The 15,240-nt window shown below is 75.5% G+C and carries 12 protein-coding genes; 5 read left to right on the top strand and 7 right to left on the bottom strand.

What is annotated here, in order from left to right; genetic code table 11:
- Positions 1–25 precede the first annotated feature (25 nt).
- Positions 26–520, bottom strand: coding sequence for a DUF5709 domain-containing protein (locus tag K353_RS00830; protein ID WP_111551589.1), 495 nt, complete (start codon positions 518–520; stop codon positions 26–28).
- A 500-nt stretch (positions 521–1,020) separates the two neighbouring features.
- Between K353_RS00830 and K353_RS00825 the strand changes: the two genes are divergently transcribed.
- Entirely contained in the window at positions 1,021–3,906 is a 2,886-nt protein-coding gene (locus K353_RS00825; RefSeq protein ID WP_111551588.1) for a LuxR family transcriptional regulator, read from the top strand.
- A gap of 997 nt (positions 3,907–4,903) precedes the next feature.
- On the opposite strand, the gene K353_RS00820 is transcribed toward K353_RS00825, so the two are convergent.
- Together K353_RS00820 and K353_RS00815 are read right to left on the bottom strand one after the other, a co-directional pair.
- Positions 4,904–6,133: a glutathionylspermidine synthase family protein gene (locus K353_RS00820; RefSeq protein ID WP_111551587.1), complete on the bottom strand. Its 1,230-nt coding sequence runs from the start codon at positions 6,131–6,133 to the stop codon at positions 4,904–4,906.
- A 5-nt stretch (positions 6,134–6,138) separates the two neighbouring features.
- Positions 6,139–6,480, bottom strand: a complete 342-nt coding sequence (locus tag K353_RS00815; RefSeq protein ID WP_111551586.1) for a hypothetical protein — start codon at positions 6,478–6,480, stop codon at positions 6,139–6,141.
- A 156-nt stretch (positions 6,481–6,636) separates the two neighbouring features.
- On the opposite strand from K353_RS00815, the gene K353_RS00810 reads away from it, so the two are divergent.
- Positions 6,637–7,059, top strand: a complete 423-nt coding sequence (locus K353_RS00810) for a DUF350 domain-containing protein (RefSeq protein WP_111551585.1) — start codon at positions 6,637–6,639, stop codon at positions 7,057–7,059.
- Between the two features lie 111 nt (positions 7,060–7,170).
- Here the strand turns inward: K353_RS00810 and K353_RS00805 are convergent, their stop codons facing one another.
- From K353_RS00805 to K353_RS00795, 3 genes are all read right to left on the bottom strand, one after another.
- The gene (locus tag K353_RS00805; RefSeq protein WP_111551833.1) at positions 7,171–8,325 is read right to left on the bottom strand and encodes a homoserine O-acetyltransferase; all 1,155 of its coding nucleotides are present in this window, start codon (positions 8,323–8,325) and stop codon (positions 7,171–7,173) included.
- The gene (locus K353_RS00800) at positions 8,322–9,644 is read right to left on the bottom strand and encodes a bifunctional o-acetylhomoserine/o-acetylserine sulfhydrylase (protein WP_111551584.1); all 1,323 of its coding nucleotides are present in this window, start codon (positions 9,642–9,644) and stop codon (positions 8,322–8,324) included. The genes K353_RS00805 and K353_RS00800 overlap by 4 nt, the downstream gene beginning before the upstream one ends.
- Positions 9,645–9,892: 248 nt before the next feature.
- On the bottom strand, positions 9,893–10,807 hold the full coding sequence (locus K353_RS00795; protein WP_111551583.1) for a LysR family transcriptional regulator: 915 nt from the start codon (positions 10,805–10,807) through the stop codon (positions 9,893–9,895).
- Positions 10,808–10,888: 81 nt separating this feature from the next.
- On the opposite strand from K353_RS00795, the gene K353_RS00790 reads away from it, so the two are divergent.
- Positions 10,889–11,860 carry an EamA family transporter gene (locus K353_RS00790; protein ID WP_111551582.1) on the top strand — a complete coding sequence of 324 codons (972 nt, stop codon included), beginning with the start codon at positions 10,889–10,891 and terminating at the stop codon, positions 11,858–11,860.
- A gap of 96 nt (positions 11,861–11,956) precedes the next feature.
- On the opposite strand, the gene K353_RS00785 is transcribed toward K353_RS00790, so the two are convergent.
- Complete coding sequence (locus K353_RS00785) at positions 11,957–13,003, bottom strand: C40 family peptidase (protein WP_111551581.1); 1,047 nt, start codon at positions 13,001–13,003, stop codon at positions 11,957–11,959.
- 330 nt (positions 13,004–13,333) lie between these two features.
- Between K353_RS00785 and K353_RS00780 the strand changes: the two genes are divergently transcribed.
- Together K353_RS00780 and K353_RS00775 are read left to right on the top strand one after the other, a co-directional pair.
- Complete coding sequence (locus tag K353_RS00780; protein WP_199527936.1) at positions 13,334–14,176, top strand: GNAT family N-acetyltransferase; 843 nt, start codon at positions 13,334–13,336, stop codon at positions 14,174–14,176.
- Positions 14,177–14,185: 9 nt separating this feature from the next.
- Positions 14,186–15,037, top strand: a complete 852-nt coding sequence (locus K353_RS00775) for a DUF4253 domain-containing protein (protein ID WP_111551580.1) — start codon at positions 14,186–14,188, stop codon at positions 15,035–15,037.
- Positions 15,038–15,240 lie beyond the last annotated feature (203 nt).

Genomic DNA, 15,240 nt, shown 5'->3' with positions numbered 1-15,240 from the left:
GACCCGGCGGAACCGGAGGGGCGGCTCAGCGGTAGTCGTCGTCGGGGACGCGATCGGCCAGGTCGTCGAGCACGGTGAACCTGACCGCCTCACGCAGCGGCTCGTCGGGCTCGGCGTCGTCGAACTCGGCCTCGGCGTCCTCGTCCGGGTACACCAGGTGCACGGCGGCCTCTTCCGCACTGGCGGCCCCGGCGTCCGGTCCGACGTCGGTGCCCTCGGTGTCGATGCCGTCCTCGACCAAGCGGCCGGACCGGGGCGAGGGCCCGTCGGCCCAACGGTCGTCGACCGCCTCGGGGCTGTCGTCGGGCTCCTCCTCGGACAGCAGCTGATCCAGGGACTCGCCGCGCTCGGCCTCCTCGGGCGTGGTGCCGTACGAGGTGGCCCCGTGGTAGCCGTCCGGCGGGATGACTCCAGTGTCGAGCGGGTCGTCGTCCAGCCGGTCCGTGAGCAGGGAGTCGGCAGGTTCGAGAACGCCGTCGTCCTCGGCGGGTTCCGGGTCCTGGGCGTCCCAGTCGGTCATGACAGCACCTGTCCTCGTCGCTCGGGGTGAGGTCGCACGCAGTTTCTTCATGCTCGCCAGGGAGTCACCCGGCCCGCAACACGGCGCGGTGCCGAAGCGCTCGGGGCAGGAGCCGGGACGGGTGTTCTCCGTGGGGCCGGCGGGAGCAGGTGGAACGGCTGTCAACAGGGAAGTTGCCTGGCCGGGGGCGCGGCAGCAGGTGCGTTCCCGTGGAGCGGAAGTACCGGGAGGAAAGCAGGACGGGGAGGGGCGCCGGGCCGTGGCCCAGAGCGGTGAGCCGGGGGTCGGGGCCGGTGAGCAGGCAGGTGGGTGCGGTGGAGGGATTTCAGGTGCGAGAGGAGGTGGGAAGGAAGGGTTGCGGTGAGGAGGCAGCCGAGGGTGGTGCGTCGGCGGTCGGTGGCCGGGGGGTGCGGGCGGCACGGCACGATGGGGCGTACGGAACGTACGTGCTCTCGTCGGCTCGTGCGGTCGGGCCGGGCGTGCGGAGGGGGCGGGCGGAGATGAGGTACGGCGGGGGAGCGCCGAGCTTCGTCGGGCGACGGCGTGAGGTGGCGCGGTTGGTCGGGGTGTTGCGCGCTGCGTCGGCGGTGATGCTGGTGGAGGGCGACGCGGGGGTCGGGAAAACCGCGCTGGTCGAGCGGGCGCTGGCGGAGGCCGGGATCCCGGGGAAACGGGTGCTGACCGCACGGTGCCACCCAGCGGCCGAGCCACCGCCCTACGGGCCGTTGCTGGACGCGTTCCGGCACACCCGCCCGGCCTTGGTGGAGACCGCCGGAGTACCGCCGAGCGCCGGTGCGCTCCGGGCCTGGCTGCCGGACCTGGCCGACCTGCTGCCGACGGACACCGCCGGGCCGGAAGCCGGCGAGCGGTACCGGCTGGCACAGGGCCTGCGGGCGCTGCTCGGGGCGCTGGGCGAGGTGGTGCTGCTGGTCGAGGACGCGCAGTGGGCCGACCGGGCGACCAGAGAGCTGTTGCTGCTGCTGGCCAGGGACCCGCACCCCGGCCTGTCGCTGGTGGTGACCTACCGGCCGGAGGAGCTGCCGGACGGAGCGTCCGTGCTGGGAGCGGCCTACCGCTGCCCGCCCGGGGTCTCCGGCGGGCTGCTCAGGGTCGAGCTCCTGGACGAGGCGGAGGTCCTGGAGCTGGCCCGTGCCGCGCTCGGTGCCAGGGGCGGGACCGGTTCGGCCGCCGGTGGCGGTCCCGTCGCCGGGAGCGTGCCCGCGGTGGCGGCCTTGCTGCACCGACGCTCCGGTGGGCTTCCGGCGGCGATCGTCGAGGACCTGGCGGTGCTGCGCGAGGACGATCGGCGGACGGACCCCGTAGCCCTCCTGGCCGGGGCGGACCTGCCGCGCAGCCTGCGGGACGCGGTGGTCGAGCGACTGGCAGGGCTCGGTCCGGAGGCGCGTGCGGTGGTGGAGGCGGTTGCCGTGCTGGACGAGCCGGCCGGGGAGGAGCTGATCGCCGAGGTCTCCGCGCTGCCCACCGAGCAGGTCTCCGCCGGGCTGGTGGAGGCCCTGCACGCAGCGGTGCTGGGCGAGCCCGCCCCGGCCAGGTACGCGTTCCGCCGGGAGCCCGCCCGGCAGGTGGCGTACCGGCGGATACCGGGCCCGACGCGCTCCGCGCTCCACCGCCGGGCCATCGAGTCGCTGCGCGCCGGGCAACCGCGGCCACTCGCCCGGATCGCCGCGCACACCCGCGCGCTCGGCGACCGGGCCGCCTGGCAGCAGGCCGCCGAGGCGGCGGCCGAACAGGCCGCGGAGCAGGGCCGCACCGCAGTGGCGGGCGCACTGCTGCGCGAGCTGCTCGCCGAGACCGACCTCGCGCCGGAGCGCCGCGGGCGGGCCGCCCGGGTGCTGGCCGGCCTGGCCGCGAACGCCGCCTACGACGAGGCCGGTACCGAGGTGCTGGCCGACATCATCGCGGACCCCCGGCTGCCGGTGGCCGACCGCGGTGAGGTCCGGCTCACCCTGGGCCTGCGGGTGGCCGTCCAGGGCGGCGACCGGGCCGGGTTCGTCCTGGTCGAACAGGCCGCCGACGAGCTCATCGCCGAACGGCCGGCCCGCGCCGCCCGGGCCTTGGTCGCGCTCGCGACGGACGAACGCGACGGCGCGGGCGCGGCCGTCCGGGAACGGATGGCCAAGGCCGCCGCCGCGCTGGAGAGCGAGCCCGACGAGGAGGTCGCCGCCGCCTACCGCGCCACCAGGCTCACCTTCCAGGCCCGCGAGGGCGACCCCGGGCTGTGGCCCGAACTCGACCGGCTGCCGCGCGGCGCCTCCAGCCCGGAGCTCGTCCGGCAGACCACCAGGGCCCTGTTCAACGTCGGCGAAATCGCGCTGGAGACCGGCCACGACCGGCGGGCCGGACGGCTGCTCGCCGAGAGCCGCGCCCTGGCCCGGCAGGCCGCGATCTCCTACCTGGAGTGCTACAGCCGGATCGCCCTGCTGCGCCTCGACGGCCTGGCCGGGCGCTGGCAGGGCTTGGAGGAGCGGTTCGAGGCGCTCGGCACCGAGTACCCGGACGTGGCGATGGCCCGGGTCGAACGCGCCCTGCTGTTCGGTCGGATGGCCGCCTCGCGGGGTGGGCTGGCGGTCGCCCGGGCCGAGTTCGAGTCCGCCGCCGGGTACGGGGAGCGGGAGTCACAGGTCACCACGGCGATCAGGGCCGCCGCCGGTCTGGGAGCGGTGGAACTGGTGGAACGAGGGGCGGAGACGGCCGCCGCGTTGCTGACGCCGGCGGTGGCGATCCTGCGCCAGGCCGGGGCGTGGGCCCGGGCCGGAGAACTGCTGCCGATCGCCGTGGAGGTCGTACGGGGCGTCGGCGACGAAGGCGCGGCCCGGCACCTGGTCGAGGAGGCGGCGGAGGCGATCGGCAGGACGGACGCGCCCGCCGCCCACGCGGGGCTGGCCCTGGCCCGGGGCGTCCTGCTGGAGGGGACGGACCCGGGCGGTGCGATCGAGTCCTACCGCCGGGCCCGGGACGCCTGGCGGAGCATCGGCCGCCCCTACGAGGTCGCCAGGGCGGAGGAGCGGCTGGCCCGGGCACTCGCGGAGCGCGACCCGCAGACCGCGGCCGAGCGGTTGGCCGCCGCCGAAGCCACGTACACCACCCTCGGAGCGGCCTCCGACGCGGCCCGTTGCCAGCACGTCCGGCGGGACCTCGGGCTCGGGCGGATGGCCTCGCCCGGGCGGCGCGGCTACGGCGAGGCGCTCTCGCCGCGTGAGCGGCAGGTCGCGGAGCTGGTCGGGCAGGGGGTCAGCAACCAGGACATCGCCCAGGTGCTGTTCCTGTCGCCGCGCACGGTGGAGCACCACGTGGCCGGCGTGCTGAGGAAGTTGGGCGTGGGCCGGAAGGACGTGGCGGAGGCGCTGGCGGAGACCGAGAGCTGAGTTCGAGTGGAGGGGCGGATGGTGGACGGGCGCTCGGCGGGGAGTACGGCCGGGGCCGGGGGCGCGGAGGGGCGGAGAGCTGCGGGGTGGGGCCGGATGTCCTCGGTGCTGCCGGGTGGGCATCCGGCCGGGGTGGGCCCACCGGTTCGCGGCGGAGTGGCGGTCGAGCGGCGCGTGCGGTGGCGGCTGCGGCGAGGACCTCGACGTGGGTGAGGGCGCGGACGGCGAAGGTCTGCTCGCCGCAGGTGCCGGCGGGGCCGGTGGTGGGCGCGGTGACCAGCCAGAGCGGGAGGTCGACCGTGGGGAGGCGTCGCGGGGTGGGGAGGGTGGGTGAAGCGTTCGCTGGTGTACAGGCGGAAGCGTTCGCGCGGGGTCATCCGGACCTCCGGACGGGGGTGGGAGGGGAACGAGTGCCGGCTGACCGGGGGTTCAGTGCGGTGATCAATGCGCGGCGGTATCCATCGCGGCGGGCGAAGGTCGGGTAGCGGCCGGTCGGGGGTGGGGGATACCCAGGGTTCGGGGCGGATGTTGGGTAGGGGGTACGCATTGTTCGGCCCGCGGGGGTGGCGCTTTGCTTGGGGTGTTCCCGATGACGGCTGCCAGCCGACCCCCGGCTGCCCAGGAGGTTTCGATGACCCGCCGTGAACTCTTCCGTCGTTACGCCGCCGAGCACTTCACCGTCCCGGACGTGTCGGCCGCCAGGCGGGCTCGTTGCCGGGGAGCGGTGGAGCGGCAGACCAGCCGGGCCCGGCTGGCCTTCCTGGCGCGGATCACCCCCCGTCATCCGCTGCCGACGGTTGTTGGGAGCGAGACGGCCGGGAGCGGGGTGCCCGCTCGGCGCTGGTCGCCGGCGGTCGGGGGAGCCGCGGCTCTGCGGATTCCGGCGCAGCGTTCGCGCGGCAGCCGTCCCGGTACGTCAGACAGGTGAGGATGGGGGAGAGGGCGGAGGGCAAGGCGACCCCTGACGGTCCGTCAGGCGGGACGGATGCGGGTGGGCTCAGCGGATCAGGTGGGGGAGGAAGCGGGCGCCCTGGTGGGTGATGGGGCTGTCGTCCGTCTCGCGGATGCCGAGGCCGGCGGATTCGCCGTCGACGACCCAGGTGCCGAGGACGGGGCGGTTGCCGTCGAAGTCGGGGAGCGGGTGGTACTGCTGGTAGCAGTAGCCTTCGGCGCCGTAGCGGTCCGGGTCGCCGGCCCAGTCGGCGAGCCGGGTCTGGCTGCCGTCGGGTTCGACGATGCGGATGCCGGCGCCCTCCCGGCCGAGCAGCGGCTTGGCGGCGTAGCCGGGGCCGTCGGGGGCGGCGAGTTCGCGCGGGCCGTCGAGGTAGGCGGGCAGCAGGTTGGGGTGGCCGGGGTTGAGCTCCCACAGCACGGCCAGCAGGGCCTTGTTGGAGAGCAGCATCTTCCAGGCGGGCTCGATCCACAGCGTGGAGCCGGTGCTGCCGCCGAGGTCGATGACGTCCAGCAGGTGGTCGGCGAACTCGTCGTCGACCAGCCACTCCCACGGGTAGAGCTTGAACGCGGAGCGGATGAAGCGGTGCTCCAGGTCGACGAAGCGGCCGGACAGTTCGTCCCAGCCGATGTCCTCCATGGCGATGCCGACGGTCCGCAGTCCGGCCTGTTCGGCGCACTCCTGCAGGTAGAGGGTGGTGAGCCAGTCCTCGCCCTCGGTGTCGCCGCGGGAGTGGGCGAAGTGGACGGGGCCGGGCGGCAGGAGGTGCTTCTGGCGGGACCACGACTCGATCAGCCGCTCGTGCAGGGAGTTCCATTGGTCGGCTTCGGGGAAGCGCTCCTCCAGCCAGAACCACTGCGGTCCGGCGGCCTCGATCAGCGAGGTCGGGGTGTCGGCGTTGTACTCGAAGAGCTTGGCCGGGCCGGTGCCGTCGTAGGCGAGGTCGAAACGGCCGTACACGCTGGGCTGTTCGTCGCGGCGGCGCCAGGACTCGGCGACGACGGCGGCCAGGCGCGGGTCGGTGATGCCGAAGTCGGCGAAGCGGCCGGTGCGCACCACGTGCTCGGCGGCGGTGAGGGAGAGCTCGTGGAGTTCCTCGACGACCTCCTCCAGGGCCTCCACCTCGGGCAGCGAGAACTCGTAGTAGGCGCTCTCGTCCCAGTAGGCGTGCGGGCCGCCCTGGTTGCACGGGTCGGAGCACATCGCGTACACGAGGCCCTGGGACTCGACGGTGGCCAGCCAGCCGGGGCGCGGGGCGATGGTGCGGCGGCGCATCCGGATCAGCCCCCGCCCGAGCCGCTGCTGCTGCCCTTGGGGCAGCCGAAGCCGCCGCGCTTGGCGGCCGACTTGCTGAAGGTGCCGCCGCTCGCGGTGGTGGTGCCGGAGCCGCAGTAGTACCACTGGCCCGCGCCCGAGCCGCCCGCCGAACAGGAGTGCGCGTCGAGGACCTTGAGGGTGCCCGGGTCGACGCAGCGGCTGGGGGTCTTGCTCGACGAGGAGCAGCCGGACAGCGTCAGGGCGAGGGTGCCGACCATCCCCAGGGCGACGAAGCCGGAGCGGCGGCGGGCACCGGGGGTCGGCCGGTCCGGTCCGGCGGCGGGGGGAGGCGGCGGCGGTGTCATGGCGGATCATCGTACGCGGGCCGCCGGACGGCGGGGGAGGTGCCCCCGGAAACTGACGGGACGCCAGTGCCCTGGGCCGTCCGTGGGATATCTTTTGCCGATCCTTGACCACGAGGCGGCCCGCACGGGCGCCCGACCTCCGGGGAGCCCCCGCAGATGAACGACATACTCCACGGCCTCGGCGCGGCCGCCGTCTACGGCCTGGTGGGCCTGGTCCTGCTGCTGCTCGGCTACCTGCTGATCGACCTGCTGACGCCCGGCAAGCTCGGTCGGCTGATCTGGGCCGAGGGCAACCGCAACGCGGCCGTGCTGCTCAGCTCCGCGCTGCTCGGCGTCGGCGGCATCGTCTACACCGCGATCCGGTACACCTACGACGACTTCGGCAAGGGCCTGCTGTCCACGCTCTGCTTCGGCGTGCTCGGCCTGCTGCTGATGGCGCTCGCGTTCTGGCTGCTGGACCTGCTCACCCCCGGGCGGCTCGGCACGGTCCTGGTCTCCACCGAGCCGCACCCGGCGGTGTGGGTGTCGGCCAGCTGCAACCTGGCCGCCGCGGCGATCGTGGCCGCCTCGATCGCCTGAGCGCCCGGGCGGCCCGACCCGAGCGCCCCGACCCGGGCGGCCTGACCCGAGCGCCCCGACCCGGGCGGCCTGACCCGGGCGGCCTCCCGGAAGCAACGCGGCAGCGGCCCGTCAGCGCCGCACGGCCGGCAGCAGTTCGGCGAACAGCGGCGCCACCTGCCCGGTCTCCAGCAGGAACCCGTCGTGGCCGTGCGGCGAGGAGATCGTCCGCAGCGCGTCGGCGTCCGGCAGCAGCGCGGCCAGTTCGGCCTGCTGGACGGGCGGGTACAGCCGGTCGGAGTCGACCGCGGCGACCAGCGCCGGGACGGCGGCCCGGCGCAGCGCCGCCGCGGTGCCGCCCCGGCCGCGCCCGAGGTCGTGGGCGTTCATGGCCTCGTTGAGGACCACGTAGCTGCCCGCGTCGAAGCGGTGGACGAGCTTGGCGGCGTGGTGGTCCAGGTACGACTCGACGGCGAACCGCCCGCCCCGCCAGGGGTGTTCGCCGGACTGCGGGTCCCGGCCGAAGCGGGCGGCCAGCTCGGGCTCGCTGCGGTAGGTGATCTGGGCGAGGCGCCGGGCCAGGCCCAGGCCGCGGTGCGGGCCGCCGCCGGGCGGCAGGTGGTGGTAGTCGCCGCCGTGCCACCCCGGGTCCGCGCGGATCGCGTGCACCTGCGCGGAGGCGTGCGCGATCTGCTCGGCGGAGGCCGCCGCCGCGGTGGCCAGCACCAGCAGCGCCCCGACCCGCCCCGGGTGCGTCACCGCCCACTCCAGCGCGCGCATCCCGCCCATCGACCCGCCGACCACCAGCGCCCAGCGCCCGATGCCCAGGGCGTCGGCGAGCCGCACCTCGGCGGCGACCTGGTCGCGCTGGGTGAGGAACGGGAACCGGCTGCCCCAGGCCCGCCCGTCCGGTGCGGTGGCGGCCGGGCCGGTGGAGCCCTGGCAGCCGCCGAGCACGTTCGGCGCGACCACGAACCAGCGGTCGGTGTCCAGCGCCCGCCCCGGCCCGACCAGTTCCGTCCACCAGCCGGCCGTCCGGTGCCCCGGTCCGGCCGGCCCGGTGAGGTGGCTGTCACCGGTCAGGGCGTGCAGCACCAGCACCGCGTTGGAGCCGTCGGGGTGCGGCGTGCCCCAGGTCTGGTACGCCAGCCGGGTCCCCGGCAGGGTGCCGCCCGCCTCCAGGGCGAGCGGTCCGGGCAGCGCGAACCAGCGCCGCCCGCCGACCGGATCGCCGTCCCGCCAGGCCCCGGAGGGCGGCGGGCCGGCGAGCTGCGGCGGGCCGTTCAGGACGCCGCGCCCTTCGCCGCGCGGAAACCCGCCTCCAGGTCGGCCCGCAGGTCCGTGACGCTCTCCAGGCCGACCGACAGGCGCACCAGGCCCGGCGCCGTCCCGGTGGCCACCAGCTGCTCGGCGTCCAGCTGGCTGTGGGTGGTGGACGCCGGGTGGATCACCAGGCTGCGCACGTCCCCGATGTTGGCGAGGTGGCTGAACAGCTCCAGCCCGTCCACGAACCGCCGCCCCGCCTCGACGCCGTCGCGGAGCTCGAAGGAGAGCACCGCGCCCGCGCCGCGCGGCAGGTAGCGCCGGGCCGCCCCGTACCAGCGGCTGGAGGGCAGCCCCGGGTAGTGGACGACCGACACCTCGTCGCGCTGCTCCAGCCAGCGGGCCAGCTCCAGGGCGTTCGCGGTGTGCCGCTCCAGCCGCAGCGACAGCGTCTCCACGCCCTGCAGCAGCAGGAACGCCGAGTGCGGGGAGAGCGCGGGCCCGAGGTCGCGCAGCAGCTGGACCCGCAGCTTGGCGGCGAACGCGCCCGGGCCGAGGGCGTCCCAGAAGCGCAGGCCGTGGTAGCTCGGGTCGGGCTCGTTGAAGCCGGGGAAGCGCTCGGGGCGGGCGCCGAAGTCGAAGCCGCCGCCGTCCACGACCACGCCGCCGATGGTGGTGCCGTGCCCGCCGAGGAACTTGGTGGCCGAGTGCACCACGACGTCCGCGCCGTGCTCCAGCGGCCGCAGCAGGTACGGGGTCGGCACGGTGTTGTCGACGACCAGCGGCACCCCGGCGGCGTGCGCGACGTCCGCGACCCCGCGCACGTCCAGCACGTTGCCGCGCGGGTTGCCCAGCGACTCCGCGAACAGCGCCTTGGTGTTCGGGCGGACCGCCGCCCGCCACGCCTCCAGGTCGTCCGGGTCCTCGACGAAGCTCACCTCGATGCCGAACCGGGGCAGCGTGTGGCGCAGCAGGTTGTACGTGCCGCCGTACAGCGACGCCGAGGACACCAGGTGGTCGCCCGCCTGGGCCACCGTCAGCAGCGCCAGCGTCTCGGCGGCCTGCCCGGAGGCCAGCGCGACCGCCGCCACGCCGCCCTCCAGCGACGCCAGGCGCTGCTCCAGCACGTCCGTGGTCGGGTTGTGGATGCGGGTGTAGATGTTGCCCGGCTCGGCGAGCGCGAACAGGTCGGCGGCGTGCGCGGTGTCCCGGAAGGCGAACGAGGTGGTCTGGTAGATCGGCACCGCCCGCGCCCCGGTCGCCGGATCGGGCTGCGCGCCCGCGTGGATCTGCCGGGTCTCGAACGACCAGCCGGGAACGGCCTCGGGGATCTGCTCGGACATGCTGCTCCTGTACGGGGTCGCGGGCGCGCCGCGGGCACGGCGGAGCCGTCGCTCGGACGCGGGAGGGCGGGAAGACGGCACCGCCGGCGGGTCTGCGCGGCCGGGGTGCCCGCCGTACCGGCGGTGCGGCGGCGCCGCCGGACGGTCACGGCGTCAGGTAAGCACAGGCCGCGAACGCCCCGCCAGCGGGTCGCCGAAACGGAAACGGGAGGACACGGGGTGCAATGCCCCGGCGACCTGACGGGTCATCATCCGATGGTCGTACCAGCGGATCCGGCCTGCTCCGGGGCGGTGCCCGGGACGCCGAGCAGGGACAGGAACGCCGCGGTCGCCGGAGTGGGACCGGAGCGCGGCCAGACCACCGTCTCGATCCGGGTCGGCGCGTCCGTGACCTCCACGACGGCGACGCCGGTCAGCCGCGGGGCGTACGCGGCGGGCAGCATGGCCACCGCCAGACCCGGGCCCACCAGGCGCGGGATGTAGGACGCCTCGTCGACCTCGAAGGCCACGTCGCGCACCAGCCCCGCGGCGGCGAACGCCAGATCGGTCTGGGCCCGCCCCGCACTGCCCGCCGGCAGGTCGACGAAGGGCTCGGCGGCCAGCTCGCGCAGCGGGACCCGGCCGCGGGAGGCCAGCGGGTGGTCCGGCGCGACGGCGGCGACCAGGGGGCCGCGGGCCAGCTCGCGGGCCGTCACCCCCTCGGGCCGGAAGGTGGTCGGCAGCCCGAGGAAGGCGACGTCCAGCGCACCCCGGCGGACCTGCTCGACCAGGTCCTTGCTGGCGCCCACCCGCAGGCTGATCCGCACCCGCGGGTGCCGGCCGCGGAACTCGCGCAGCCCGACCGGGATGTCCACCGCGGTGACGGTCGAGATCAGCCCGACCGCCAGCCGCCCCCGCACCTCGCCCACCGCCGCCGCGACCTCGGCGGCGGCCCGCTCGGCCGCCTCCAGGCACTGCCGGGCGGCCGGCAGGAAAGCCTCCCCGGCGGCGGTCAGCCGGACCCGGCGGCTGGTGCGCTCGAACAGCCGGGCGCCCAGCTCCTGTTCGAGCCGGGCGACCTGGTGGCTGAGCGCCGACTGCACGACCAGGCAGCGCTCGGCGGCCCGGGTGAAGCTCAGCGTCTCGGCGACCGCGAGGACGTAGCGCACCTGCTGGAGTTCCATGCGATCCATCATGGAACGAGATCGATGAGCTGACAAACATGTGTTGGACTCATCGATCGGACCGGAACCAGACTGCTGCCCATGAGAGCGAACCCCGGCCCCACCCCCACCGTCAGCCCGCTCGACACCCGCGCCCCGTCCCCGGGTCCGCCCCGCCGCGCCGGTCTCGGCACCCTGCCCCGCACCGCGCTCACCGCGCTCGCCCCGACGGTCTGGGGCACCACCTACGTGGTCACCACCGAACTGCTGCCCCCCGGCCACCCGATGTCCGCCGCCCTGCTGCGCGCCCTGCCCGCCGGACTGATCGCCCTGGCCGTCACCCGGACCCTGCCGCGCGGCAGCTGGTGGGGCAAGGCCGCCGTGCTCGGCGTGCTGAACATCGGCCTGTTCCTGCCGCTGCTGTTCACCGCCGCCGAACGCCTCCCCGGCGGCGTGGCCGCCACCCTCGGCGCCGCCCAGCCGATGGCCGTCGCCCTGCTCGCCGTCCCGGTGCTGCGCCAGCGGCTGTCCGCCCGGCGGCTGGGCTGGGGACTGGTCGGCGTGGCCGGGGTCGGGCTGGTGGTGATCGGACCGAGCGCGGGGCTGGACGCCGTCGGCGTGGCCGCCGGGCTGGGCGGCGCCGCCACCATGGCACTCGGCGTCACGCTCACCAAGCGCTGGGGCCGCCCCGAAGGCGTCGGCCCGCTCGCGCTGACCGGCTGGCAGCTCACCGCCGGCGGCCTGCTCCTGCTGCCCACCACCTTCCTGATCGAGGGCGCGCCCCCGGCGGTCGACGGCCGGGCCGCGCTCGGCTACCTCTGGCTGGGCCTGGTCGGCGGACTGCTCGCGTACGCCCTCTGGTTCCAGGGCATCGGCAGCCTCCCGGTCACCGGCGTCGCGGTGCTGAACCTGCTGTCGCCGCTGGTCGCGGCGGTGCTCGGCGCACTGCTGCTGGACCAGACGCTCGGGCCGGTGCAGCTGCTGGGCTTCGCGCTGGCGCTGGCGTCGATCGTGGCCGGCCAGCTGCCCGACCGCCGTACGGCCGGTGGGCGGCCCGGGCCGCCCGGACGGTGAGGACGGTCCTGGGCGGCCGTCGAACGCCCATGCCCGTCGAACGCGTCCGGCCGCCCGGGAGCCGGGCGGCCGGACGTCGGTGGATGCGGGGGCCGGTCAGATCCGGCGGATGGTGCTGATGCTCAGCGCGTCGACCGCCATGGTGCGGACCGGGGCGCCGGGCTTCGGCGCGTGCACCACCATGCCGTTGCCGATGTACATGGCGACGTGGTCCTGGGCGCCGTGCACGTTGTAGACCACCAGGTCGCCGGGCTGGGCGTCGTGCCAGTCGCGGCCCACGCTGCTGCCCGCGTGCGCCTGCTCCTGCGAGGTGCGCGGCAGGTGCACGCCGGCCTGGGCGTACGCGTACACCATCAGCCCGGAGCAGTCGAAGCTGCCCGGCCCCACGGCGCCCCAGACGTACGGCTTGCCCCGCTGGGCGAGCGCGGTGGTCACGGCGGACTGGGCGGCACCGCTGGAAGCCCTGGGCAGGTCGGCGACGTCCAACCGGTCGGCGCCGCGCGAGGCGGTGCCCCCGTTGTCCGCGAGGATCGCCGCCCGGTCGGCGGCGCTGAGCTGGTTGAGCAGCCGCTGCGACTCGGCGAGCTTGGACTGCACCTCGCTCTTGGTGTCGTTCAGCGTCCTGGTCTCGGTGTCCAGCTCGGCCAGGATCGACGAGGTCTCCTGCTTCTGCTGGTCCAGGCGGCGCTGCTGGTCCTTGAGCGCCTTGAGGATCTCGCTCTGGGTGCCGGCGGCCTGGTTGAAGGAGGACGCCTTGGTGAGGTACTGGTCCGGGTCCGCGGAGAGCATCAGCTGCATCGACGGGTCGACGCCGCCCTGCCGGTACTCGTCGGCCGCCACCTCGGCCAGCCCCGAGGCCAGCTCGGTCAGCTGCTCCTGGCTGCGGGCCACCTGGTCCTGCAACTGGCCGGCCTGCTGGCGCAGCTGGTCGGCCCGCTCCTTGGCCCCGTTGTACTTCTCGGTGGCCTGTTCCATCTCGCCGGTGAGCTTGTCGACCTGGGCCTTCACCTCGTCCTTGGACGGCTGGGCGGGCGCCGCGTGCGCCCCGGCCTGGGCCGAGAGGGCGACCACGGTCGCGGCGGCACCCGTGAGCACGGTCACCCGCGCTCGGCTCGGCTGCTTGGGGCGGCGGTGGGAGGCCATCCGAGGTTCCTTCTTCCGGTTCTGCCGGGCGAACTCTTCGCGCTTCGCGCTTCGTTCGAGTTATCATCCGAAGACGGGTTCGATGCCAGACCGTAATGAAAACCCGGCTCCGCGTCCACTCCTCCCCTCCGGACCCGGCAGGGGGAGGAGAGGCTGACTGTATGTCAGCCTGACGGCGACGCCTCGACAGGGGGCGGGTGGTATGTCACATGTGGCGGTGATGGCCGGCGGACGCACTGCCGGAGGAGGACCGGACTCCCCTGACCGGGGCGGACGCGGCGCCGCCACCCCGGGGCTGGGCGGACGGACCGCGCGGCGCAGAATGGCTCCGTGCTCGAACTGACCACGGAGGAGCGACTCCGCACCGCCACCGGCGACGACAGCGTGCTGGTCTGGGCCTCGCAGGGACTCACCGGCGGCGCCCGGGCCTGGACCTCCGCCTCCGGCCGGGCCGTCGCCGTCGCCGCGCCCGCGCTCTCCGGACGCGACCGGATCGCCGTCCGCGGGCCCGTCGCCGAACTGCTGCCGCTGCTGGACGAGGTAATGGCCCTGGTCGGCCCGGGCTACCGCCCGTTCGGGGACGCCGAGCTGCTCGCGGAACTCTGCGCGCGCCACGGCGGGCTGGAGTCGAGCGGGCGGTTCGGCTGGATGCAGCGCGACGGGACCGGCACTCCACCGCTCGGCACCGGGGCGTCGGATGGCGGGGGTGGCGCGTACTGGCTGGCTCCCGACGAGTGGGACGAGGCCGCCGAGCTGATCGACCGCCACTTCCCGGCCTCCTACGCCCACCCGCACCGGCCGGGCGCTCGCGCCTGGGCGGGCGTCCGCGACGAGGCCGGACGGCTCACGGCGCTCGCCGCCGACGCGTGGCCCGCCCCGACGGTCGGCCTGCTCGCCGGCGTGGTCAGCGACCCCGTGCACGGGCGCGGACGCGGGCACGCGGCGGCGGCCTGCCGACTGGTGCTCGGCGGGATCCTGGCGCGGTCGCCGCGCGCGGCGCTGATGGTGGACGACTGGAACGCGGCGGCGATCGGGCTCTACCGGCGGCTCGGCCTCGACCACCGGTTCCTCGGCGCGGCGGCGCAGCGCGGGGCCGACGCGGCGGCGGTGCACCGACGGGAGGACGGGTCCCGCCCGAGCGCGGTGCCGGGACCTGTCACCCGTGGTCGCTAGCGTGTTCGCATGACCGATGCCGAGCACGATCTGCGCCGTCTGCTGCCCAGTGGGGACCCGAGTACCGTCGCCGGACTGCTGCCCGCCGGACGCCTGGTCAGCCCCCGGCCGGGAGGGGAGGAAGCGGCGCCGGTGCTCTGGCTGAGCGACGGACCGGCACCGCTCGGGCTGTGGGAAGAGCTCCACCGGGAGCACCCGCGCAGCGGGCTGTGGCCGCTGCTGCTCGCGCCGCTGCGGGTCGGGGACGAGGAGTTCCGGCCCTGGGCGACGGGCGAGCTCGACACCGTCTCCGCCAGCGAACCCGACTGGTACGACCCGGCCGCGCTGCTGCGCACCGGCTGGGAGTACTCCACGGTCGTGGACTCCGACGGCGAGCCGCTCGACCCGGACGAGATGTCCGAACTGGGGCGGTCCGTCGCCCCGTTCCTCGACGGCTGGCCCGGCACCGCGCCCGCGGCCGAGCGGGCCGGCGACCCCGACGGGGCGGCCCGCGCGCTCGCCCGGGAACTGCTCGCGGGCAACGGGCACCTGCGAATCGGCCTGGTCGCCGCGGCGAGCGGGGCGGAGGCGCTGACCGCCTGCGGCTGGACGGGCCCGGTCAACCACGAGGACGACATCGCCAAGGTGTCCGCCGTCCTGCTGGACTGGGAGCGCCGCTACGGCACCCGGCTGGTCCAGGTCGGCTTCGCGGAGCTGGAGTTGAGCGTGGCCGCCCCGCCCGGCGACGAGCGGAGCGCGCTGCGGATCGCCGCCGAGCACCTGGCGTTCTGCCCCGACAACATCTTCCAGGGCGCGGGCACGCTCACCGAGTACGCGCCCGGGCTGGTCGGAGCCGCGCAGTGGTCCTTCTGGTGGGACTGACGGGTGCCCGCCGCTGGTGCGCCCCCCGGGAGAACGTCAACTCCGGTTGATCACACCCCACTCGCGCGAGCGAAGAATCGCACAAAAATTCGCTCCGGCGGGTGGTTTGGCCACCGCGGCGCCGAGGTCCCGTCTCCACGGACCCTAGGGTTGCCGACAAGACCGGGACGGAGCGGTGCGGATCGGGCCAAAAAGCCCAGGGG

Origin of the sequence: Kitasatospora sp. SolWspMP-SS2h (genome assembly GCF_003259315.1) — a bacterium.
In the GTDB taxonomy this organism is placed as follows: Bacteria; Actinomycetota; Actinomycetes; order Streptomycetales; family Streptomycetaceae; genus Kitasatospora; species Kitasatospora fiedleri.
This window is presented reverse-complemented; position numbering and strand designations above follow the sequence as displayed.

What these genes read in the sequence shown, in the direction of transcription:
- K353_RS00830 (WP_111551589.1), bottom strand. Translation starts at nt 520, where the DNA reads ATGACCGACTGGGACGCCCAGGACCCGGAACCCGCCGAGGACGACGGC.
- K353_RS00825 (WP_111551588.1), top strand. Translation starts at nt 1,021, where the DNA reads ATGAGGTACGGCGGGGGAGCGCCGAGCTTCGTCGGGCGACGGCGTGAG.
- K353_RS00820 (WP_111551587.1), bottom strand. Translation starts at nt 6,133, where the DNA reads ATGCGCCGCCGCACCATCGCCCCGCGCCCCGGCTGGCTGGCCACCGTC.
- K353_RS00815 (WP_111551586.1), bottom strand. Translation starts at nt 6,480, where the DNA reads ATGACACCGCCGCCGCCTCCCCCCGCCGCCGGACCGGACCGGCCGACC.
- K353_RS00810 (WP_111551585.1), top strand. Translation starts at nt 6,637, where the DNA reads ATGAACGACATACTCCACGGCCTCGGCGCGGCCGCCGTCTACGGCCTG.
- K353_RS00800 (WP_111551584.1), bottom strand. Translation starts at nt 9,644, where the DNA reads ATGTCCGAGCAGATCCCCGAGGCCGTTCCCGGCTGGTCGTTCGAGACC.
- K353_RS00795 (WP_111551583.1), bottom strand. Translation starts at nt 10,807, where the DNA reads ATGGAACTCCAGCAGGTGCGCTACGTCCTCGCGGTCGCCGAGACGCTG.
- K353_RS00790 (WP_111551582.1), top strand. Translation starts at nt 10,889, where the DNA reads ATGAGAGCGAACCCCGGCCCCACCCCCACCGTCAGCCCGCTCGACACC.
- K353_RS00785 (WP_111551581.1), bottom strand. Translation starts at nt 13,003, where the DNA reads ATGGCCTCCCACCGCCGCCCCAAGCAGCCGAGCCGAGCGCGGGTGACC.
- K353_RS00775 (WP_111551580.1), top strand. Translation starts at nt 14,186, where the DNA reads ATGACCGATGCCGAGCACGATCTGCGCCGTCTGCTGCCCAGTGGGGAC.